Genomic DNA, 22,236 nt, shown 5'->3' with positions numbered 1-22,236 from the left:
CCGCGGGGTCAGTCGGCTTCTGCCTGCTCGGGTTCCTCCGGGTCCTCGGGTTCCTCTACGTAGCGGAGGACGCCCCACATGCTGTGCTCATCGGCATGGGGGGCGTCCGGGCTCGCGGGGGAGCCGTCCCGGGTGCCGTCCAGCTCCTTGTACAGGGCCGCACTGTCGATGCCGGAACCGATGAGGACGAGCTGGGTGAGACGTGCCGCGCCGCCCGCCCAGGGCTCCGGATAGAACCGCAGAAACGGTCCGACGGCATGCACGACGTAGCGGTTGCGCACATCCGCGGCGCCGAAGTCGACGTGGCCCTTGATGCGGTAGAGCCCTTCGGGCCTGCGTTCGAGGAACTCCATCAACCGGCGCGGGCTCAGCGGCACTTCGGAGATGAAGGAGAGACTGTCGTAGGCGTCGTGCAGGTGGTCACCGTGATCGTCCGCGTCGCCATGCTCATGCATGTCATCGAAGGAGAGCTGCCCGATCCGCTCCTCGGCGGGCTTGCGGTCGAAGAGCAACTCGGGATCGATCCGCCCGTACGACGCGGGGACCACGGCGGCACGACCGGCGAGCCCCCGGACGAGCCGGATGGTCCGCTCCCGTTCCTCCCCCGGCACACGGTCGGCCTTGTTGACCACGACGAGGTCGGCGATGGCAAGATGCCGCTCGATCTCCGGATGCCGCTCGCGAGTGTTGTCGAACTCGGCGGCATCGACGACCTCGACCAGCCCGCCGTACACGACGCGCGGATTCTCACTGGCGAGAACCATACGGACGAGTTCCTGCGGCTCGGCGAGGCCACTTGCCTCGATGACGACGACGTCGATGCGGGCGGACGGCCGGGTGAGCTTGTCCAGATACGCGTCGAGATCGCTCGCGTCCACGGCGCAGCACAGGCAGCCGTTGCCGAGCGAGACGGTCGAGTCGCCGAGCGCTCCCGCCACAGCCATCGCGTCGATCTCGATCGCCCCGAAGTCATTGACGATCGCGCCGATCCGGCTGCCTCTGCTGCTGTGCAGGAGGTGGTTGAGCAGCGTGGTCTTCCCGGATCCCAGGAACCCCGCGAGTACGACGACCGGGACCTGCCGCTCACTCAAACTGGCGACCCTTCTTGTGCAACGCCTGTTGTACGGCGGTTCTTGTTCGACGACAGAGGACCAACCCAGAATATGTGCGCCCAGAACCCCGGCAAAGTGAACGATTGTTAGCACCGCTTGCTGGGCACACACTCAGCACGGCGCCGGCAAGCATGACGAACGTTCCTGCCGTGCGCCTCCTGTCCGCCTCCCCGCCGATCAGAGCCGCTCGGCACCCCGGGAGACGGCAAGCGCGACGCCTATCGCACGCCGGTCCATCTTGTCGACCCGCACCGACGACCGGCGGACGGTCGCCTGAATCGGGGGTTGACATGGCCACACAGAAACTTGAGATACGAAGGTTCGGCTCGGCGGCCGCATTGGGGCTCGCCTTTGCAGCGGGGGCACTTGCGGCGCTGGCTACGCAGCAACGACGGTACGCGGAGCTGCGCCTGCGGGTCACGGAGGTCGAGCGGAGCGACAGGCAGGCCATGCTGACAGAGCAGCAGCGCCTGCAGTTCTACCTGCTGGACAAAGCCATGGAGGACCCTGAACTGGCTGCTGTCTACAGCAACGTGCAAGTCGAGTCACCCATCCAACGCCGCCAGTACCTGTTCGCGAACGCGCTTTACAACAACGCCCTGCTCGCCTACCGCGTGGGCATCGTCAATTGGGAGGAGCTACACGGCCACCTGCGAATGTTCTGCCAGAACCGCGTCTTTCGCGACTACTGGGACGCCCACCGGCCACACCGCGCAAGTCTCCACGGCGGCTCCGAGGAGGCGAAGGTGGGCCGAATGGTCGACCGTCTCATCCGCGATTTGAACGATGCTGACACGGAAGAGTGGTGGGTTGTGGGTGAACCACCGGCGGAGAGCTAACCTAGCCCCGCCCTTATCGGGCTGCCCTGGCTCCGCCCTTGACCCACTAGACAGCGCGCGGATCAGGGTCCGTCATGTCTAGAGGCGAGGACCAGAACCTTGAAAATCGTGCGCCGCATCGGTGCGTCCCCACGCGAAAGAGGCAGTCTGTCCGGCGACTCCTGCCCGGACATCTTCGAGCTCAGTGACGGCAATTTCGCCGTCATTGGGACGGAGGCCACAGCGGTGCTCGACGGCGAACTGCCTCCCGATGCCTCTTGCGCCGACTACGAACGCATCGTGATCGTGAGCCGCGAGACCCTGGTCCGCGCCAAGGCCGACATCCCCGACGCCTGACCACCCACAGACTTCCCGGGCCCGGCACCAACACGCCATGGTGCCGGGCCCGCAACGTTGCAGCCTGGCGTGGCCCCAAGATTCGCACGCACTCAATTCAGGTTAGGGTCACCTACGTGAGTACGTGTGCGACCGCCTCCCACGCCCTCGACGAACCCCTCGTCGGGACCGCCGCCACGGCGACGACGTGGTTGCTGGTGGAGCAGCCAGGCCCCTGGGGTGCCAAGGCGCTCACGTCCAGCCATCTGGACCCGGCGCTCGGCCGCGCCCTCGAGGTGGCCGCCGAGGGAACGGGCGTGCGCGTAGCCCTCATCCGGCGCCCCGGCCGCCACGCCGACTGCCACACACCCACCCGCCGACAGGTGTATGCGGCACACACTGCCCCTGGAAACCCATGGCTGCGAAGCGCCACAACAGAGTCCCCTGAGCAGTTGCTCAAGCTCGACTTCCAGGCCCTCGGCATGGGCCACCACCACACGTTCGACCGTGTCCTCCAAGGCGAGGCCCACACCGGCTCCCCGCTCACCCTCGTCTGTACCAACGGCAAGCGCGACCGCTGCTGTGCACTCCTCGGCCGGCCCCTCGCAGCCGAACTCGATGCTTCCGGAGTCGACGGCGTCTGGGAGGTCACCCACCTCGGCGGCCACCGCTTCTCCCCGACCCTTCTGGTCCTGCCGTACGGATACGCGTACGGCCGCGCCGCGGCCCACCATGTGAAGGAGATCCTCGAAGGCGTCCGGGAGGGCCGCGTCGTCACCGAAAGGTGCCGCGGGAACTCAGCGTGGGAGCGGCCAGGACAGGCCGCCGAGCTGGCCGTGCGTACCTCGACGGGCGAAGACCGCGCCGGCACTCTCACCGTCGTACGGACAGACGGGGCCGCCCCGCGCTGGGAGGTGACCGTCGCCCACAACGACGGGCGCCACTGGCGGGTCACCGTCGCTCAGGGCGCCTCCCTGCCACCCCGCCCCGAGAGCTGCGGCTCGCCCCTCGGCTCACCAGCGAGAATGGATGTCGTAGCGGTACGAGAGGTCCGCCCGACAGCCGAGGCCGTCCGCCTCGCGGGCTGAGACCTCGCCTGCTGAGAGCCGGCTCCTGGACCGTGCAACCTGGGCGACGAGGCCCGTCCTCGTCGCCGGTGCCGAGAGATCCAGGCCACAGGGGCTTCGGTGTAGCCCGCCCACCCCCGTACCGTTCGTACACATGAGCCCGACCCCCGCCGCCCGACGACTGCGCCTCGGCCTGCCCCGGCGTGTCTTCTCCCAGGTGCTGCTCATGCAGCTGGCCATCGCCGCTGGAGTCGCCGTGCTCGCCACCGGGCTCTTTCTCGCACCGCTGAGCGAACAACTGGACGACCAGGCGATGCGGCGTGCGCTCGCCATCGCGCAGACCACGGCAGCACAGCCGCAGATCGCCGAGGATCTGCAGGCGTCGCAGCCCACGCCGGACGGACCCGTCCAGGTCGAGGCGGAACGGATACGGCGGGCCAGCGGCGCGGAGTACGTCGTGATCATGAACAAGCAGGGGATCCGCTGGTCGCACCCGGACCACGAGCGGATCGGGAAACTCGTCTCGACCGACCCCAGTGCCGCCATCGCAGGCCAGGAGGTCATGCAGATCGACAGCGGCACGCTGGGCCGGTCAGCACGCGGCAAGGTCCCCCTGCGCGGCGACGACGGCAGGATCGTCGGCGCGGTCTCCGTCGGCATCGAGTACGACAGCGTCCGGGCCCGGCTGATCAACGCCATACCGGGACTGTTCGCCTACGCGGGCGGCGCCTTGGCCGTCGGTGCGCTCGCCGCGTACATGATCTCCCGACGAGTACAGCGGCAGACCCGTGACCTGGCCTTCTCGGACATCTCGGCGCTGCTTGCCGAGCGCGAGGCGATGCTGCACGGCATCCGCGAGGGCGTGGTCGCCCTGGATCGTGGTGGCCGGATCCGGCTGCTCAACGACGAGGCCCAGCGGCTCCTGGGGCTCGACGCGGAGGCGATCGGACAACCCCTGGACACGGCGCTCGGCCCCGGTCGTACGACCGATGTGCTGTCCGGGCGCGTCACCGGAACCGATCTGCTGACGGTGCGCGGCCAGCGCGTGCTCGTCGCCAACCGCATGCCCACCGACGACGGCGGCGCCGTCGCCACCCTGCGCGACCGCACCGAACTGGAGCAGCTCGGCCGCGAACTCGACTCCACCCGGGGCCTGATCGACGCCCTGCGCGCCCAGGACCACGAGCACGCCAACCGCATGCACACGCTGCTGGGCCTGCTGGAGCTGGAGATGTACGAGGAGGCCATGGAGTACGTCGGCGAGGTGGCGGGCGCACACCGGGTCACTGCCGAGCAGATCACCGAGCGCATCCGTGACCCGCTGCTCGCGGCGCTGCTGGTCGGCAAGGCCACCGTGGCCACGGAGCGCGGGGTCGCTCTCACCGTCTCCGGGGACAGCGAACTGCCCGACCGGCTGGTCGATCCGCGCGGCCTCGTCACCATCGTCGGCAACCTCGTCGACAACGCACTGGACGCGGTAGCCGGAACGGGGCACGCGCGCGTGGAGGTCGTTTTGCGCGCCGAAGGGCGAACGGCGGTTCTGCGGGTGCGCGATTCAGGACCGGGCGTCTCACCCGATCAGCGCGAGTCGATCTTCATGGAAGGCTGGTCCACGAAGGAACCGCCGGCCCATGGCAAGCGGGGCATCGGCCTCGCCCTCGTCCGCAGGCTGGCCGAGCGGCACGGCGGAAACGCCCGGGTCGCCGACGCGCCGGCCGGGGGCGCGGAGTTCACCGTCGTACTGCCGGAGGCGCTCACGGAGTCCGAGCTGGCCACCATCGAGGAGCCACGATGATCGAGGTCCTGGTCGTCGACGACGACGTCCGCGTCGCGCAGGTCAATGCCGCCTACGTCGACAAGATCCCGGGTTTCCGGGTGGCCGCGAAGGCACACAGCGCCGCCGAGGCCCTGCGTCGCGTCGAGGAGCTCGCGGTCGATCTGGTGCTCCTCGATCATTACCTGCCGGACGAGACGGGCCTGGAGGTCGTACGGCGGCTCAGGGAGCGCGGACACCAGACCGACGTGATCATGGTGACCGCGGCGCGCGACGTGGCGACAGTCCAGGCAGCGATGCGGCACGGCGCGTTGCAGTACCTGGTCAAACCGTTCTCGTTCGCCGGTCTGCGGGCGAAGCTGGATGCGTACGCGACGCTGCGGCGCACGCTGGACAGCGGCGGCGAGGCCGAGCAGTCCGAGGTCGACCGCATCTTCGGCGCGCTGTCCGCGACGGCCGCACCCGAGCTGCCCAAGGGCCACTCCCCCACCACCGCGGAGCTCGTCCGCAGGGCGCTGATGGCCGCCACCGGCCCGTTGTCCGCCCAGGAGCTGGCGGACCGCACCCAGCTGAGCCGGCAGACCGCTCAGCGCTATCTGAAGCTCCTGGAGCGCTCTGGGCGTGTGAGGCTGAGCCTCAAGTACGGCGACACCGGCCGCCCGGAGCATCGCTATGAGTGGGTTGCCAGCCCGTAGGCGCTGAGGCACGGCCATGAGCTGCGGAGGCAGAGTGTCGGCGGTCCCGCTCAGGCGGGGAGCCCTTTCACGCCGCGCCCGCCCCGGTGAGCGACCGGACCTCCGTCTCCGCGTGCCTCGCCGCATCCGGCACTTCCCGTGACGTGACCGTACCGAGCCAGCCCGCGAGGAAGCCAAGCGGAATGGATACCAGGCCCGGGTTCTCCAGGGGGAAGTACTGCAGGTCCACACCCGGGAAGATGGAGTCCGGGCTGCCGGAGACGACGGGGGACACCACGACCAGTGCCAGCGCAGGCACCAGTCCCCCGTAGACCGACCACACCGCACCGCGCGTGGTGAAGTTCCGCCAGAACAGCGAGTACAGCAGCACGGGCAGATTGGCGGAGGCCGCCACGGCGAAGGCCAGGCCCACCAGGAACGCGATATTGAGGTCGCTGGCGAGCAGGCTGAGGGCGATCGCGACCGCGCCGATCCCGACCGCGGCGACGCGCGCCACCGCCACCTCGCTGCGCTGCCTCGCGCCGGGACGGCGCAGTGACGCGTATAGGTCATGGGCCACGGAAGCCGACGAGGCAAGCGTTGCACCGGCGACGACGGCGAGGATCGTGGCGAAGGCGACCGCGGCGACGACCGCAAAAAGAACCGTTCCGCCCGTGGAGCCCGCGCCACCGCCGAGATCGAGCGCCAGTAGCGGCACCGCGGTGTTCCCCGACGCATGGGACGCGCGCACCGCATCGGATCCCACCAGCGCGGCAGCGCCGAAGCCGAGCACGATCGTCATCAGGTAGAAGCTGCCGATGAGGCCGATGGACCAGATGGCCGAGCGCCGTGCGGCCCGCGCGGTCGGCACGGTATAGAAGCGCGACAGGATGTGCGGCAGCCCGGCCGTCCCGAGCACGAGCGCTAGCCCGAGACTGACGAAGTCGAACCGCGCGGTCCAGTCGCCGCCGTACTTGAGCCCGGGCGCCAGGTACGCATCGCCATGGCCGCTGCGCTCGGCCGCGGTGCGCAGCAGCTGGTCGATGTCGCCGTGGAACCGCGCCAGGACGAGTGCGGTCAGCGTGATCGCGCCGCTCAGCAGCAGAACCGCCTTGACGATCTGGATCCAGGTAGTGGCTCGCATCCCTCCCAACGACACATAGATCACCATGAGCGCGCCGACGCCGATCACGGTCCAGGTCCGCGCCGCCCCGCTCGTACCCCCCAGCAGCAGCGCGACCAGGCTGCCCGCCCCCACCATCTGCGCCACCAGATACAGAACGCACACGGTCACGGAGGAAGTTCCCGCCGCGATACGGACGGGCTTCTCCCTCATCCGTGCCGCGACGACGTCCGCGAACGTGAACCGCCCGCAGTTGCGGACCAGTTCGGCCACGAGGAAGAGCACCACGAGCCACGCGACGAGGAAGCCCACCGAGTAGAGCAGGCCGTCGTAGCCGAAGAGCGCGATGAGGCCGGTGACTCCGAGGAACGAGGCCGCCGACATGTAGTCGCCCGCGATGGCGAAGCCGTTCTCCATAGGGCTGAACAGACGTCCGCCTGCGTAGAACTCGTCAGCCGAGCCCTGCCGCCTGCGGCTCACCCAGGTAGTGATCGCCAAGGTGACCGCTACGAACGCGCTGAACAGCAGCAGCGCCAGAGTCTGGTGATCCCCCGTCACCGCTCGCTCTCCCGGGTCAGCTCCTCCTGTGTGTTCCACCTGAGTTCGAGAGCCGCGCGGTCTCTGCGGAGCCGGGCATGCCGGGCGTATGCCCATGTGAGCAGAAATGTGGAGAGAAACTGGCCGAGGCCGGCGAGCATCGCGATGTTCACGGCGCCCGCGACAGGCCGCGCCATCAGGTCCGGCGCCGTCGTCGCTGCCACGACGTACGCGAGGTACCAGCTGAAGAAGACGGCGACCCCGGGGAAAACGAATCTCCGGTACCGGCTGCGCACCTCCTGGAAGGCCGGGCTGCGCTGCACCTCCAGATAGATCTCGGCGGCGGTACCCGTCCGCCCTGCCGACTCCCCGCGCGCGTGCGGTACGGCGGCAGCGGGCGCCGTCGTACCGTCCAACTCGCCCCAGCCGGAGGCGAGCGCGTCGTACCAGGGGTCGTCGGGCCGGACCCGCCCCCCGCCGCCACCGTCGTACTTCTCCACCGAACTCTCCTTGTCAGCGGGCCACTTCGGCCACGTGCCAAGGATGGACAGAACGGGAAGATCTCGGACTCTTCAATCCTTCCTCTTCACCCCATCAGGTGATTCAACGCTCTGGTGGCCGCGCGAGACCGTGCCGATAGACATACCGGACGGTCTGAGCGCGGCCCTTCAGGCCTGTATCAGCGAAGCCCGCGAAGAGGTAGGAAAGTCCTAGGCGTCGATGCGTGAGCGGTCCAGCGTCGCGGCCGAGCCGGTGATGAACTCCTTGCGCGGTGCGACCTCGTTGCCCATCAGCAGATCGAAGACCTGCTCCGACGCCTCCAGGTCGGAGATGTTGATGCGGCGCAGGGTGCGGTGGCGCGGGTCCATCGTGGTCTCCGCCAGCTGGTCGGCGTCCATCTCGCCAAGGCCCTTGTAGCGCTGGATCGAGTCCTTGTAGCGCACGCCCTTGCGCTGGAACTCCAGCAGGGTCTCGCGCAGTTCCCGGTCCGAGTAGGTGTAGACGTACTTGTCCTGGCCCTTCCTGGGCTGGACCAGCTCGATCCGGTGCAGGGGCGGCACGGCGGCGAAGACACGGCCCGACTCGACCATCGGCCGCATGTACCGCTGGAAGAGAGTCAGCAGCAGACAGCGGATGTGCGCGCCGTCGACATCGGCGTCGACCAGCAGAATGATCTTCCCGTACCGCGCGGCGTCGATGTCGAAGGTCCGGCCCGAGCCCGCTCCTATGACCTGGATGATCGCGCCGCACTCGGCGTTCTTCAGCATGTCGGAGACGGACGACTTCTGGACGTTGAGGATCTTGCCACGGATCGGCAGCAGGGCCTGGAACTCGGAGTTCCGCGCGAGCTTGGCCGTGCCGAGCGCGGAGTCGCCCTCGACGATGAAGAGCTCGCTCCGCTCCACGTCGTCGCTCCGGCAGTCGGCGAGCTTGGCGGGCAGCGAAGAGGACTCCAGTGCCGTCTTCCGGCGCTGGGCCTCCTTGTGCTGGCGCGCCGCGATACGCGTACGTGCCGCCGCGACCGCCTTCTCCAGGACCGCACGGGCCTGCGCCTTCGCGTCCCGCTTGGTCGACGTCAGGAACTCCTTGAGCTCCTTGGCGATGACGTTCGCGACGATGCGGTTGGCGGCCGAGGTGCCAAGGACCTCCTTGGTCTGACCCTCGAACTGCGGTTCTGCGAGGCGCACGGTCACGACGGCGGTCAGTCCTTCGAGGGCGTCGTCCTTGACGATGTCGTCCTCGGCCACACGCAGCAGCTTCTGGGCCCGCAGCACCTCGTTCACAGTCTTGGTGACAGAGCGTTCGAAGCCGGTGACGTGGGTGCCGCCCTTCGGGGTGGCGATGATGTTGACGAAGGACTTCACCGTGGTCTCGTAACCGGTGCCCCACCGCATCGCGACGTCCACGCCGAGCTCGCGGGTGACCTCGGTGGGCGTCATGTGGCCCCGGTCGTCGAGGACCGGAACGGTCTCCTTGAACGTGCCGTGCCCGGAGAGCCGCAGGACGTCGCACACCGGCTTGTCCGGTGCCAGGAACTCGCAGAACTCGCTGATTCCACCGTCGAAGCGGAAGGACTCCTCGCCCTTGCTGCCGTCCTCCCCCAGGCCGTACTCGTCACGCACCACGATGGTCAGGCCCGGGACCAGGAAGGCGGTCTGCCGGGCGCGCTGGTGCAGATTCTCCAGGGACAGCTTGGCGTCCTTGAGGAAGATCTGCCGGTCGGCCCAGTAACGGACGCGCGTGCCGGTCCGGGCCCTCGGGATCTTCTTGACCTTGCGCAGTCGCGCCGCCGAGTCGAAGGACGCGTTGGGACCTTCGCCCTTGAACGCTCCCGGAACGCCGCGCCGGAAGCTGATGGCGTGCGTGCTCCCGGCCCGGTCCACCTCCACGTCCAGCCGCGAGGACAGCGCGTTCACCACGGAGGCACCCACGCCGTGCAGACCACCCGAAGCGGCGTACGAGCCGCCGCCGAACTTGCCTCCGGCGTGGAGCTTGGTCATCACGACCTCGACGCCGGAAAGGCCCGTCTTGGGTTCCACGTCGACGGGGATGCCCCGGCCGTTGTCCCGCACCTCCACGGACGCGTCGTCGTGGAGGATGACCTCGATGTGGTCGCAGTAGCCGCCGAGCGCCTCGTCGACGGAGTTGTCGATGATCTCCCAGAGGCAGTGCATCAGGCCGCGACTGTCGGTCGAGCCGATGTACATGCCAGGGCGCTTGCGGACGGCCTCGAGCCCCTCGAGGACGAGCAGGTGCCGCGCGGTGTAGTTGGAACCGTCCCGGTCTGCTCCGGTCAGCAGCGCTGTGGACGGCACGGACGTCTCGGCGGTCACGCGGTTCGCTCCTCGCTGAATTTCTGGTGAGCCCCTCATGGACAAGGGGCGGCTTCGGTCGCCGGTCAGAGGGTACCGAGGCCTGATAGAGCCGTTGTAACGCCACCCTAGACCGAGTTCAGGGTAGTCCAGAGTCGTATGCCTGTTCGATCCTTCGATGGAGTGAAGCGCACATCACGTTCCCTTCGAGGCATGAACCATTTAGCCTCGGGGCACGTCCTCATGAACAACCGGCAACCCAGCCGGGAGGGCGGACCTGAAAGACAGCGCGAAACCGTACGACGCAAAGCGACGCACTACGGCACATTCGCCGCCAACCGGCAGCAGACAGCCGCCTCGCAAAAGATTTTTCGAGGAAAAGCCACGAGCGGGAACGTTTTGGGGCTGGTTGGATGTTGACCCTGGTACGACAGCTCGTCGAGCTAGAGAAGAGGCGACGTGACTACTGTTCTGACCCCCGCGAGCCCGCTGACGGCCGCTGATCGCTGCGACCGCTGCGGCGCCCAGGCATACCTGCGCGTCGTCCTGCTCAGCGGCGGTGAGCTGCTCTTCTGTGCCCACCACGGGCGCAAGTTCGAGCCGGAACTCAAGAAGATCGCCGCTGAGATACAGGACGAGACCGAGCGGCTGACGACCGCCCCGGCATCCACCGAAGAGGAACGCTGACACCTCGCATCCACGACGAGCCAGTTCCGGCATCAGGCCGGTGACCGGGCGGCTGCCCCTGCAATCAGGGCAGCCGCCCGATCTGGTATGTGGACATACGCGGTCAGCGACCCAGTCCCAGCGGCCTGAGCACGGCTGAGATCCGCGTGTAGACCCCTGGGCTCCCCGCCCATCCGCAGCCGCTCCCCCAGGAGACGAGGCCCACGAGCCGCCCCCTGGCGACCAGCGGACCGCCGCTGTCCCCCTGGCAGGCGTCACGGCCTCCCGCACGCTCCCCCGCGCACAGCATGGATGCGGCGAGATAGGTCCCTTCACTGGTTCCCGGGTACGCCCGCTTGCAGAGCGAGTCCGGCAGCACCCGTACCTGCGCGGCGCGCAGCGTGCGTGCGTAGTGGCCGGCGCCTGTGGTGTCGCCCCAGCCGTAGACGGTGGCCCTGGTTTCGGGCGTGTATGCCGGGTCTCCCTGCCTTGCCATGGGGATCACATTGCGCTGGGGAAGCGGCGTGGCCAGTGTGAGGACTGCAGCATCTCCGGCGTTCGTGACGCTGTTGTGCCCGGGATTGATCGCCACGCGGCGTACCGGGATCTCCTTGCCGTCCTTGGCGAGGAGATCATTGCGGCCCACGACGACCTTCAGATCGTCGCTGCGGCTCGGCGGCCCGCCGAGGACTTCCGCGCTCATACAGTGGGCCGCCGTCAGCACCGTCGACCGCCCGACGACCACTCCCCCGCAGAACTGCCCTCCCCGCGTACCCCCGAATCGGGCACGGCTGGAGAGCGCCACCACCCACGGGTTGTCGGCCACGTCGACCGGGGTGCCTCCGACGACTATGCGATCAGCCGCGGCGGGGGTCGGCGCGGCCAGCGGAAGCACAGCCGCCGCGGCCACCATGGCGAGCCCGCCCGTCACGGCCTTGGCAAGGGAACAACGCATACACGCTCCTTACTCTGAGTTGCAACGGCACACCCAGGGTGATCCAGGACGGCATGGCTCGCACGCGCGCAAAGCTTCCCGCAAGGGGGCAACGGAAAGGCCCGGGCGCCTCACAGAGAGGCGTCCGGGCCTGTCGCAGTTGCCGTGGCGACTAGTCGAGGTAGTCGCGCAGCACCTGGGAACGCGAGGGGTGGCGCAGCTTCGACATCGTCTTGGACTCGATCTGACGGATGCGCTCACGCGTGACGCCGTAGACCTTGCCGATCTCGTCGAGGGTCTTCGGCTGACCGTCGGTGAGACCGAAACGCATGGAGACGACGCCCGCCTCACGCTCGGAGAGCGTGTCGAGGACGGAGTGCAGCTGCTCCTGGAGGAGCGTGAAGCTCACCGCGTCGGCCGGGACGACCGCCTCGGAGTCCTCGATGAGGTCACCGAACTCGCTGTCGCCGTCCTCACCCAGCGGGGTGTGCAGGGAGATGGGCTCGCGACCGTACTTCTGGACCTCGATGACCTTCTCGGGGGTCATGTCGAGTTCCTTGGCCAGCTCCTCCGGGGTGGGCTCGCGGCCCAGGTCCTGGAGCATCTGGCGCTGCACGCGCGCGAGCTTGTTGATGACCTCGACCATGTGCACCGGGATACGGATGGTGCGGGCCTGGTCGGCCATGGCGCGGGTGATCGCCTGCCGGATCCACCAGGTGGCGTACGTGGAGAACTTGTAGCCCTTGGTGTAGTCGAACTTCTCGACCGCGCGGATCAGACCGAGGTTGCCCTCCTGGATGAGGTCCAGGAAGAGCATGCCGCGGCCCGTGTAGCGCTTGGCGAGCGAGACGACCAGGCGGAGGTTGGCCTCCAGCAGGTGGTTCTTGGCGCGGCGGCCGTCCTCGGCGATGATCTCCAGCTCACGCTTCAGCTTCGGCGCGAGCTTGTCGGCGTTGGCCAGCTTGTCCTCGGCGAACAGACCGGCCTCGATGCGCTTGGCGAGCTCCACCTCCTGCTCGGCGTTGAGGAGGGGGACCTTGCCGATCTGCTTCAGGTAGTCCTTGACGGGGTCGGCGGTGGCGCCGGCCGCGGCGACCTGCTGCGCGGGAGCGTCGTCCTCGTCCTCGTCGGACAGGACGAAGCCCTGTGCGCCGTCCTCGGCGGGCTCCTCGGCGCCGGGCTTGCCCGCGACCGCGGTCTCCTCGACGATCTCGTCGTCCAGGATCTCCTCGTCGTTCTTGGTGGTCTTCTTGGCCGTCGTCTTCTTCGCGACGGTCTTCTTGGCAACCGCCTTCTTGGCCGTGGCCTTCTTGGCGGCGGCCTTCTTGGCGGTCACAGCCTCTTCATCGGGCGCGTCGACGGCCGGCGCCTCGGGGGCAGCGGCGGTGGCCTTCTTGACCGTGGCCGTCTTGGCCGCCACCGTCTTGGTTGCGGTGCGCTTGACCGGACTCTTCGCTGCGACGCTCTTGCGGGTGCGCTTGGGCTCGGCGGCACTGACCATCAGCGTCACACCCTCTTCCTCGAGGATCTGGTTGAGGCTGCGCAGTACGTTCTTCCACTGAGTGGCCGGAATCTGGTCAGCTTCGAAGGCCCGACGCACGTCATCGCCGGCGATCTGCCCATCGGCCTTTCCCCGCTCGATGAGCGCCATGACAGAGACGGACTCGGTGATCTCCGGCGGGAGCGTACGGGATGTGCTGGCCGACACGAACAACCTCTCGGAACGTTGGAAAACGGCTTACGGCCCCGTCCCGTGTGGACCGGAGCCGACGACCGCCGACTTGGGGATGGGCCGACGGGCGCGGGCGTGGGCCGGGGAGATGAACAGCGCCGTCAACGGCGGCTCTATTCCCTCCTCGACTGTCACCTCTTAGGTCATCGCGCTGTTCCCAGGAGCGTTACGCCCAATCTGCGTGGCCCGAGTCACACCACGTAAGCACGCAAAAGCACCTAGATACGGTCAGATGTGATCATGTCTCGGGTTCAGCACGATCATGTTTGCTGTGCTTGTGCCCACAAACGGGCCCGGCGGCGCCTCCACCCACGCGTCGCCGGGCCAGGCCCTGGCCGTGCGGTCTCCGGTCCTCTTCCAGTGCTCGCGCTGTCAGTGCTCGCGAGGGGCCGGCACCACGCGCTCGACCTCTGAATGGACGGTGAGCAGTTGGCGCATGGCCGCCTCGGCGGCCGCTCCGTCGCCGGACGGGAGTGCCTCGACGATGCGGGAGTGGAGCGCGAGGGACGCCTCGTTCGGGCGGTCACAGCCCGTGACCGGGCCTCCGGAGACCTGGAGGGCCGCCGACACGATGCCGGACAGGTGCTCCAGCATGCGGTTGCCGGCGACCTGGATGAGCAGCGAGTGGAACTCCGCGTCGGCGCGGGAGAACGTGACGGCGTCCCCCTGCCCCATGGCGTGTCCCATGATCTCGACCATGTCGGCCAGGCGCTGCTGGACGTCCTCGCGCCCGTGCCCGGCGGCGAGGCGCGCGGCGAGCGGCTCGATCGTCCAGCGCAGTTCGCTCAGCTCACGCCGCTGGTCGTCGCGCTGCGGCCCGAAGGCCCGCCACTCGATGATGTCCGGGTCCAGGAGGTTCCAGTCACTGACCGGGCGTACGCGCGTACCGACGTTGGGCCGGGCGCTGACGAGGCCCTTGGCCTCGAGTACGCGCAGCGACTCGCGGACGACGGTGCGGGAGACCTCGAACCGCTGGCCGATCTCCTCGGGAACCAGCGGGCGGTCGGCGCCCAGGTCGCCGGAGACGATCATCTGACCGAGCTGCTGGACGAGTTGGCCGTGCAGCCCTCGGCCGCGGCTGCCTGCGGCGCGTCGGCCCACGCGGCCCAGGTCCGGGTCGCCGCCCTCCCAGGCGGGGGCGCCGACGCGGTCGGCGGCGGGGGCCTCGGCGTAGGGGTAGCGGTCTAGTTCGCCCGGGCCGGCGAGGCCGGAGTCGGCGGGACGGGCGGCGGTCATCATGGTGTGCGCAAGGGTACTCACGGGTCTTTTGTCGGCGCGGTTCCCAACTCCCTTGAGGTCTTTGGTGAAAAGCACACGAAAGGGTGATCGCTTACCCTGCCGTAATTGACGCCTTATCGGACAGAAACGAGCGTTCTACGGGAAGTTGCGGGCAGCACAGAAACGGATCGAGCCGAGGGCGGTCAGCGGACCCGGCTGCGCATCGCGGTGAGCCCATAAGCGCAGAGCAGGGCGCTGAGTGACAACGTCAGCGCACCGCCGACGGGTTGAACGATCATCCGCACACCCGCCGCCACGTATCTCTCCGCCCCGAAGGGCCACTGGGCCAGGGCGAGATCGCGAAGCCGTCCCGGGAAGCCGGCTGCGGTGCGCGCGGAGGGCCCTTCGAGGGCTTTCTGAACGAGCGGTACGACGACGATCGGCACGGAGACCACCGCTGCGAGACCGGCGGTCGTGGACCGGAAGATGCCGGCAGCCAGCACACCGGCCCAGGCGCATCCTGCGACCATGCCGAACCAACTGGCGCTCATGGACAACCAGTCGACGGGAACTCTGGTCAGTTCCGGTCCGTATACGAGTTGCAGCAGCGCGGCGTCGCAGCCGACGGTCAGGAACGCCAACAGCAGTGCGGTGGCCGCGGCGACGACCAGCTTGGCGCAGAGCAGTCCCAGGCGCCGGGGAACGGTGCCGCGGTCCGCGGCGAGGGCGGGATGGCGGAACTCGTCGCCGAAGGCGAAGGCGCCCAGGAGCCCGGCGCCGATCGCGGCGGGCGGCAGCGGGAAGTCCTGGGGCCATGCGGCGAGCACGCGTGGTTGGGGTGTGTGTCCCGATCGGGCGAGAAGCAGGGAGACGAGGGCGGAGACGGCCAGTACGACGGCCGCCGTGACGTAGCCCGTGCCGACTCCGGCCGCTCGGTACAGCTCGTAGCGCAGCGGCCGGAGCGGGCCGCGGGCGGGACGGGCGGTGATAGGGGGAGGGAGCTGGGACAGCGGTTCGGGTTCTTTGCGTGTGGCGGGATGACGGTTGTCTTGTCGTGGGGCCGGGGTCTCCTGCCGTGGAGCCGGCGCCTCGTGCCGTGAGGGGGTCTCCTGCGGTGGGTTTGGGGTCTCCTGCGGTGGGTTTGGGGTCTCCTGCGGTGGCGTTGGGGCCGGGGCAGGTAGGGATTCGCTGAGGTCGGACTCGGATTCCGAGGAAGGAGCGGGCTCGGCAGGAGCGGGCTCGGGAGGAACGGGCTCGGTGCGGGCGGCGTGATCCAGCGAGGTGGCGGGGGCCTTGGGCCCCATGTCACCGACCTCGTCGGCGAGTTGGTGGACGAGAATGCCGTGCCGGTAGGCGACCTCACCGACGTCCGCGCAGGTGCTTCCGTACACGGAAAGCCGGTTACCGTCCTCCTTGACCACCTCGATGGAACGCTGCGCGGCCCGGGCCTCCTTGGTGAGCAACAGGGCGAGCCTGGGTGCGTACGGCGTGCGGACGGCGACGCGTGGGCGGAGGCGGGTACGGGCGAACTCCGCGACCTCCTGGTCGGCGACGACTCTGCCCTCATCCAGGGTCACCACACGGTCGGCAGTCTGCGCGGCCTCCTTGGGATCGTCCGTGGTGAACAGGACGGCGCCCCCCTTGGTGGCGTGCGCGCGCAGAATTCCGTGCAGCCAACGGCTCTCACGGGCGGAGAGGTGATCGGCGGGATCGTCCAGGACCAGGGTGTGCGGGTCCGCCAGCAGAGCACAGGCCAGGCCGAGGCGGCGATCCATGCCGCGGGAGAGTGTGTCGAGCCGCTCGCCGCGGAGACTGACCAGGCCCACCACCTCGAGCACTTCGTCGGCGCGCTGCACGGGCACCCCGGCGGCTGCGCACAGCATCCGTAGGTGACCTCGCACCGTACGCGCCGGATGACCCGGGACCTCGCCCAGCAGGGCGCCCACTTCTCGGGAGGGGTGGGGAATGCAGTGCAGGGGGCGGTTTCTGAAATAGGTGACGCCGCGGCCTGGTTGGAGTTCGAGCATCAGCCTCAGCACCGTCGTCTTGCCCGACGCCGGGCCACCGAGCAGCGCCGTGACATGGCCGGGGAACGCCTCGAACGTCACGTCGTCGACGGCAGGCGGCAGCTGCTTTCGTGCGTTGCTGGTCAGTCCGATGGCCTGGATCATCGCTTCCCTCATCGGAGGTGCGACCGCTCGGCGGCCGGGGCTCGACAGCCTGGACTCGTCCGTCGGATCAGGACGGACGGGACCGTGGATACCGCAGCAAGATAGCGCGACATTCCCGCCTTTTCGGGCAGGAGATATACGCGGGTGTCAGTCGTGGTTGCGCGGCAATCCGGAACACCGTCCGCCGCGAACCCCTTATCGGAATGTCCGATGACCCGCTGGATCCAAGGTGGTTGCTTGGAGGTGGCTGCTCGGAGGCGGCTGCTTGGCCGCGCGGCAAGGCATCCGAGGGGGTTTGGAGCGAGGGGGTTTGGAGAAGCGCCCCACTGCAACCCCCACCGACCCGGCAATTCCCGGCGATGACCTCAGACTTCCGGGCGCAGCATCGGCGGATTCAGCAACGCCGCTCCACCCGCGCGGAACAGCTGCGCTGGGCGGCCTCCCTGGCGGGTGGTGGTACCGCCGGTAGGGACCAGGAAGCCTACGGTGCCGGTCACTTTGCGATGGAAGTTGCGAGGATCGAGGGCGACTCCCCACACCGCCTCGTACACCCGGCGCAGCTCGCCGACGGTGAACTCCGGCGGGCAGAAGGCGGTGGCCAGGGACGAGTACTCGATCTTCGAACGGGCACGCTCCACGCCGTCCGCCAGGATCTGTGCATGATCGAAGGCGAGCGGGGCCGCCTGCTCGCCCTCGCGGGCATACCCGCCCTGGTTGAGCAGCGCCTCGACGGGTGCCCACCGGGCACTGTACGCATCCCCACCGGCCCGGGGAGCGGGCAGGTCCGGGGCGAGCACAAGGTGCGCGACGCTGACCACACGCATCCGCGGATCACGCTTCGGATCACCGTAGGTGGCGAGCTGCTCGAGATGGGCGCCGCTGCCCTGCGCAGGGGCGGCAGGGTCATGTGCACACAGCCCGGTCTCCTCGGCGAGCTCCCGAGCCGCCGCTGCCGCGAGATCTTCGTCAGCCCTCACGAACCCACCGGGAAGCGCCCACCGTCCCTGGAACGGGGGCTCACCGCGCCGCACCACCAGTGCGCACAGCGAGTGACGGCGCACGGTCAGCACGACCAGGTCGACAGTGACGGCGAAAGGCGGAAAGGCTGACGGGTCGTAGGGCATGCCGCGATCATAGTCGTCTCCCTGACGATAAACACTCCTTTCGGTGGTGCTTCCAGGACTGATCCACAGTGCTCCGACGGCGTTCCATGGCGTGCTGTCCGTGCTGGTCCGGCGGGTCAGACCTCCGGCTGCGGTTCTCGGCGTCCTCCTCGATCATGGTCGGCCGATCCTGCGGACTCGTGCGGAGGGGCCGCGGCCGCGATATCCACCTCGTTCGGCTCGATCGCACCCATGGGGCACCTCGGGAGGCACATAGCGTCACGGTTTCGGGCGGGCTTCGGGGTGGTGCCAGGCCTTGGCGGGGCCGCGGTTCGCGTTCGGTGGCATGCTCATTCATTGGTCGCTGCGCGCAGTGCGCCGGCCGATGCGCCGCTGGACAGGGGGTCGAGTGTTCCGGGTGCTCGGCTGGCCGGCTCGATTGCCCTTCGCCCGGGAGCTGCCCCCGCTTGCTCCAGGGCTGCCCCCACGTCCTGGCCTACGACGCCGATGGTTCGGCCCCATGGGCAGGGCGGGGAGGCTCAGACCCGAGGTCTGCGCGGGGAGCGCCGGCCTCGGCGAGCGGGCGGGCGAGTCGGACGGGTCCTGATCGGGTTGCAGGGCCGCCGCCTCCCGTTCGGCGCGCTCGCTGCGCAGACAACGGCGGATGGACTCCGGGTCCAGGCCTTCGTTGCAGGCCCGGTGCAGGAGGACGGCGAACGTATACCCCGGATCTGCACCCAGGGCCATGGCCAGCGCCTCCCGGGCTTCCAGCTCGTCCCCGAGCGACCAGGCGACCCAGCCTGCGAGCGTCAGTGGCGCCGCGGCATGCTCGCCGTAAGGACCGACGCAGCGGCGCGCCAGCGCCCTCCAGAGACGCAGAGCCGCGAGTGCCTCGTCGCCCTCCATCCACTCGGCTGCCTGATCACGCGTCGTCCGCTCCTGCAGTCCGAGGATCAGTGCCGCCGCCTCGTCGTGTGCGATCAGTTCGTCGTCCCTGAGATCGGCTCGGTAGGGGCCTCCGACAGGCGGGGTGTCGGCGAGTCGGCCGATGATCCGGCGGGCTAGATCGAGGGTCTCCGCCGCGACCTTCGGACCGTCCGCTTCGTCCAGGATCCGGGGAACGAGCGCCATGACAGCTGCGTCGAGGGCTCGCTCCTGCTCCTCAGCTGTTGCCTGGGTTCCCCACGGAACGAGCCTGGCCCTCAGCTCGCGCAGGGCGCCGCGCACCTGCATGCCCGCGTAGGTGGCGGCAGCCGCCAGGACCGAGGTGCCGGGAAGGCCGAGCGAGACGCCTTCCGGCGGACAGCAGCGTTCTCCGGGGCAGCAGTACGACCAGGAGCGGCCGCCGGAGATGCACAGCGCCTCCACCACAGGGACATCGAGATCACCGCATGCCGTGCGCAGCAACCGCGCGAGCGGCCGCAGGCGTTCCATGACCTGCTGTCCCGACTCGGCCCCTACGGGGTCCTGACAGAGGAAGGCGACCATGCCCTCGGGCCGGGCACCGCGCCGCTCGCTGCCCGTCACAAGGGACTGGGCCAACTGCTCGGCGACGGCGGGCCAGTCCTCCTCGCGCTGAGGGATACCTAGTCGCGCACGAGCGCCGAAACGTCCGCGCCCGTTCCGGTCGTGCACCGTGACCAGCACGATGCTGTCTTCCGGCCGGTATCCGAGCAAGTACGGCAGCGCATCGGCCAGTTCGGACGCGGTGCGCAGCGTGATCTGCTGGTCGGCGGCCAGATCTGCGGATTCGCCGTGTCCGACAGGAGTCGTGATGTCGCCAGGTCCGGAGGAGCCTGTGGAGTCGTTGTGATTCGTCATGCGCCGACTTTCCCGCGGATCTCAACGTTCCGGTTTGCCCTGTGGATAACTCCAGTCAGGAACACGACAGAAGTTGTCCACAGTCCAGTGGACCGTTCGCGCGATGTCCGACCCATCGGGTTGCATGGGGGCATGAGCAACGAAGAACTGCGTACGGCGGCTGATGCCGTTCTCGCCCGTCTCGTCGGTGACCGGACGGGAGACGCCCGGCTGCGTGAGGACCAGTGGCGGGCGATCGAGGCGCTCGTCGCCGACAAGCGCAGGGCTCTGGTCGTGCAGCGCACCGGCTGGGGCAAGTCCGCCGTGTACTTCGTCGCTACCGCGCTCCTGCGCGAGCGAGGCAGCGGCCCCACCGTCATCGTGTCCCCGCTGCTGGCGCTCATGCGCAACCAGGTCGAGGCAGCCGGGCGCGCAGGCATCCACGCTCGCACCATCAATTCGTCGAACACGTCGGAGTGGGACGTCATCCAGGCCGAGGTGGCCGCGGGCGAAGTCGACGTCCTCCTGGTGAGTCCGGAGCGCCTCAACAACCCCGATTTCCGCGATCATGTACTGCCCAAGCTGGCGGCGGCGACGGGCCTGCTGGTGGTCGACGAGGCGCACTGCATCTCCGACTGGGGCCACGACTTCCGGCCCGACTACCGACGGCTGCGCACCATGCTCAGCGATCTTCCGGCGGGAGTCCCCGTGCTCGCCACCACCGCGACGGCCAATGCGCGCGTGACGGCCGATGTCGCCGAGCAGCTCGGCACCGGCGGCAGTGCGGACGCGCTGGTGCTTCGCGGACCGCTCGACCGGGAGAGCCTCAGCCTGAGCGTGCTCGCACTGCCCGACGCCGCGCACCGCCTGGCCTGGCTCGCCGAGCATCTCAGCGAGCTGCCGGGCTCGGGGATCATCTACACGCTCACTGTCGCGGCCGCCGAGGAGGTCACGGCCTTCCTGCGCCAGTGCGGTCACACGGTCTCTTCGTACACCGGGAAGACGGAGAACGCCGACCGGCAGCAGGCCGAGGACGATCTTCTCGCCAACCGCGTGAAGGCACTGGTGGCCACGTCCGCGCTGGGCATGGGCTTCGACAAACCCGACCTCGGCTTCGTGGTCCACCTGGGTTCGCCCTCCTCCCCCATCGCCTACTACCAGCAGGTCGGGCGCGCCGGCCGCGGCGTCGAGCATGCAGAGGTGCTGCTGCTTCCGGGCAAGGAGGACGAGGCCATCTGGCAGTACTTCGCGTCGATCGCGTTCCCGCCCGAGGAGCAGGTGCGGCGCACGCTCGACGCCCTGTCCCAGACGGACCGGCCGTTGTCGCTTCCCGCGCTCGAGCCTCGTGTGGAGCTGCGCCGCTCCCGGCTCGAAACGATGCTCAAGGTCCTCGATGTGGACGGTGCGGTGCGTCGGGTCAAGGGCGGCTGGATCTCCACAGGCGCGCCCTGGACGTACGACGCCGAGCGCTATGCGTGGGTCGCCAAGCAGCGGGAGGCCGAGCAGCAGGCGATGCGCGAGTACGCCATGACGACCGGTTGCCGGATGGAGTTCCTGAGAAGGCAGCTGGACGACGAGGAAGCGGCTCCTTGCGGGCGTTGCGACATCTGTGCCGGAGCTCGGTTCAGCGATGCCGTGTCTCCGGCAGCGCTGGCCGCGGCGCGCGGTGAACTGGGGCGAGCGGGCGTCGAGGTGGAGCCCAGAAAGATGTGGCCGACCGGTCTTGAAGCGGTGGGCATCAGCCTCAAGGGACGTATCCCCGCGAGCGAACAGGCCGGCGTCGGCCGGGCGCTGGGGCGACTCTCGGACATCGGCTGGGGCAATCGGCTGCGGCCCATGCTCGCTCCCCGGGCTCAGGATGGGCCAGTGCCCGACGATGTGGCGAAGGCCTTGGTGGGCGTGCTGGCTGACTGGGCGAAGGGGCCCGGCGGTTGGGCGTCCGGTGCACCCGACGCCCAGGCTCGTCCGGTCGGCGTCGTGACCATGGCGTCTCGCACGCGACCGCAGTTGATCCAGTCTCTTGCCCTACGGATCGCAGAGATCGGCCGCCTTCCCCTGCTGGGCTCCGTGGAGTACTCGCCGGGGGCCGAGGCCCTCCATGCGTCGCGCAGCAACAGCGCGCAGCGGCTCAAGGCTCTGAACGGTGCCCTCACCGTGCCCCCTGAACTGGCTTCGACTCTCGCAGAGGCTCGCGGCCCTGTTCTGCTCATCGACGATGCGACAGAGACCGGTTGGACGCTGGCGACAGCCGCACGACTCCTACGGCGGTCAGGGGCAGAAGCCGTTTTGCCGCTCGTCCTTGCCGTACAGGGATGACGATGGCATCGGTACGCAGCCCTGGCCAGGGATATAAGGAGC

17 protein-coding genes are annotated in these 22,236 nt (G+C 68.9%); 7 read left to right on the top strand and 10 right to left on the bottom strand.

Going from position 1 to position 22,236, the window contains the following annotated elements; translation table 11 throughout:
- Window positions 1–8: 8 nt before the first annotated feature.
- Entirely contained in the window at window positions 9–1,091 is a 1,083-nt protein-coding gene (locus tag ACSMXV_RS31010; protein ID WP_473174446.1) for a CobW family GTP-binding protein, read from the bottom strand.
- A 311-nt stretch (window positions 1,092–1,402) separates the two neighbouring features.
- On the opposite strand from ACSMXV_RS31010, the gene ACSMXV_RS31005 reads away from it, so the two are divergent.
- The 5 genes from ACSMXV_RS31005 (at window position 1,403) to ACSMXV_RS30985 (ending at window position 5,802) form a co-directional block, all read left to right on the top strand.
- The gene (locus ACSMXV_RS31005) at window positions 1,403–1,951 is read left to right on the top strand and encodes a DUF6082 family protein (RefSeq protein ID WP_473174445.1); all 549 of its coding nucleotides are present in this window, start codon (window positions 1,403–1,405) and stop codon (window positions 1,949–1,951) included.
- A 99-nt stretch (window positions 1,952–2,050) separates the two neighbouring features.
- Window positions 2,051–2,287 (top strand): hypothetical protein, encoded by a 237-nt coding sequence (locus ACSMXV_RS31000; protein WP_181864243.1) that lies wholly within the window; start codon window positions 2,051–2,053, stop codon window positions 2,285–2,287.
- 116 nt (window positions 2,288–2,403) lie between these two features.
- Window positions 2,404–3,354 carry a sucrase ferredoxin gene (locus ACSMXV_RS30995; RefSeq protein ID WP_473174444.1) on the top strand — a complete coding sequence of 317 codons (951 nt, stop codon included), beginning with the start codon at window positions 2,404–2,406 and terminating at the stop codon, window positions 3,352–3,354.
- Window positions 3,355–3,487: 133 nt separating this feature from the next.
- Window positions 3,488–5,128, top strand: a complete 1,641-nt coding sequence (locus tag ACSMXV_RS30990; protein WP_473174443.1) for an ATP-binding protein — start codon at window positions 3,488–3,490, stop codon at window positions 5,126–5,128.
- Window positions 5,125–5,802, top strand: a complete 678-nt coding sequence (locus ACSMXV_RS30985) for a response regulator (protein ID WP_473174442.1) — start codon at window positions 5,125–5,127, stop codon at window positions 5,800–5,802. Before ACSMXV_RS30990 ends, ACSMXV_RS30985 begins: the two co-directional genes overlap by 4 nt.
- A gap of 67 nt (window positions 5,803–5,869) precedes the next feature.
- On the opposite strand, the gene ACSMXV_RS30980 is transcribed toward ACSMXV_RS30985, so the two are convergent.
- From ACSMXV_RS30980 to ACSMXV_RS30970, 3 genes are all read right to left on the bottom strand, one after another.
- Window positions 5,870–7,462, bottom strand: coding sequence for a solute symporter family protein (locus ACSMXV_RS30980; RefSeq protein WP_473174441.1), 1,593 nt, complete (start codon window positions 7,460–7,462; stop codon window positions 5,870–5,872).
- Window positions 7,459–7,941: a DUF485 domain-containing protein gene (locus tag ACSMXV_RS30975; RefSeq protein WP_473174440.1), complete on the bottom strand. Its 483-nt coding sequence runs from the start codon at window positions 7,939–7,941 to the stop codon at window positions 7,459–7,461. The genes ACSMXV_RS30980 and ACSMXV_RS30975 overlap by 4 nt, the downstream gene beginning before the upstream one ends.
- Before the next feature lie 210 nt (window positions 7,942–8,151).
- The gene (locus ACSMXV_RS30970) at window positions 8,152–10,275 is read right to left on the bottom strand and encodes a DNA gyrase/topoisomerase IV subunit B (RefSeq protein ID WP_473174439.1); all 2,124 of its coding nucleotides are present in this window, start codon (window positions 10,273–10,275) and stop codon (window positions 8,152–8,154) included.
- 438 nt (window positions 10,276–10,713) lie between these two features.
- On the opposite strand from ACSMXV_RS30970, the gene ACSMXV_RS30965 reads away from it, so the two are divergent.
- Window positions 10,714–10,941: a DUF7455 domain-containing protein gene (locus ACSMXV_RS30965; RefSeq protein WP_473174438.1), complete on the top strand. Its 228-nt coding sequence runs from the start codon at window positions 10,714–10,716 to the stop codon at window positions 10,939–10,941.
- Between the two features lie 103 nt (window positions 10,942–11,044).
- Here ACSMXV_RS30965 and ACSMXV_RS30960 read toward each other — a convergent pair whose 3' ends face one another.
- The 6 genes from ACSMXV_RS30960 to ACSMXV_RS30935 form a co-directional block, all read right to left on the bottom strand.
- On the bottom strand, window positions 11,045–11,875 hold the full coding sequence (locus ACSMXV_RS30960; RefSeq protein ID WP_473174437.1) for a S1 family peptidase: 831 nt from the start codon (window positions 11,873–11,875) through the stop codon (window positions 11,045–11,047).
- A 151-nt stretch (window positions 11,876–12,026) separates the two neighbouring features.
- Window positions 12,027–13,562, bottom strand: coding sequence for an RNA polymerase sigma factor (locus tag ACSMXV_RS30955; RefSeq protein WP_473174436.1), 1,536 nt, complete (start codon window positions 13,560–13,562; stop codon window positions 12,027–12,029).
- Window positions 13,563–13,958: 396 nt separating this feature from the next.
- On the bottom strand, window positions 13,959–14,846 hold the full coding sequence (locus ACSMXV_RS30950) for a FadR/GntR family transcriptional regulator (RefSeq protein WP_473174435.1): 888 nt from the start codon (window positions 14,844–14,846) through the stop codon (window positions 13,959–13,961).
- 161 nt (window positions 14,847–15,007) lie between these two features.
- Window positions 15,008–16,975: an ABC transporter ATP-binding protein gene (locus tag ACSMXV_RS30945; protein WP_473174434.1), complete on the bottom strand. Its 1,968-nt coding sequence runs from the start codon at window positions 16,973–16,975 to the stop codon at window positions 15,008–15,010.
- 365 nt (window positions 16,976–17,340) lie between these two features.
- Window positions 17,341–18,099, bottom strand: coding sequence for an NUDIX hydrolase (locus tag ACSMXV_RS30940; protein WP_473174433.1), 759 nt, complete (start codon window positions 18,097–18,099; stop codon window positions 17,341–17,343).
- 333 nt (window positions 18,100–18,432) lie between these two features.
- Window positions 18,433–19,899, bottom strand: a complete 1,467-nt coding sequence (locus ACSMXV_RS30935) for a DUF4192 domain-containing protein (protein ID WP_473174432.1) — start codon at window positions 19,897–19,899, stop codon at window positions 18,433–18,435.
- A gap of 132 nt (window positions 19,900–20,031) precedes the next feature.
- On the opposite strand from ACSMXV_RS30935, the gene ACSMXV_RS30930 reads away from it, so the two are divergent.
- The gene (locus ACSMXV_RS30930; RefSeq protein ID WP_473174431.1) at window positions 20,032–22,194 is read left to right on the top strand and encodes a RecQ family ATP-dependent DNA helicase; all 2,163 of its coding nucleotides are present in this window, start codon (window positions 20,032–20,034) and stop codon (window positions 22,192–22,194) included.
- Window positions 22,195–22,236: the final 42 nt, after the last annotated feature.

The sequence above is a fragment of the Streptomyces sp. DSM 42067 genome (assembly GCF_055792885.1).
This window is presented reverse-complemented; position numbering and strand designations above follow the sequence as displayed.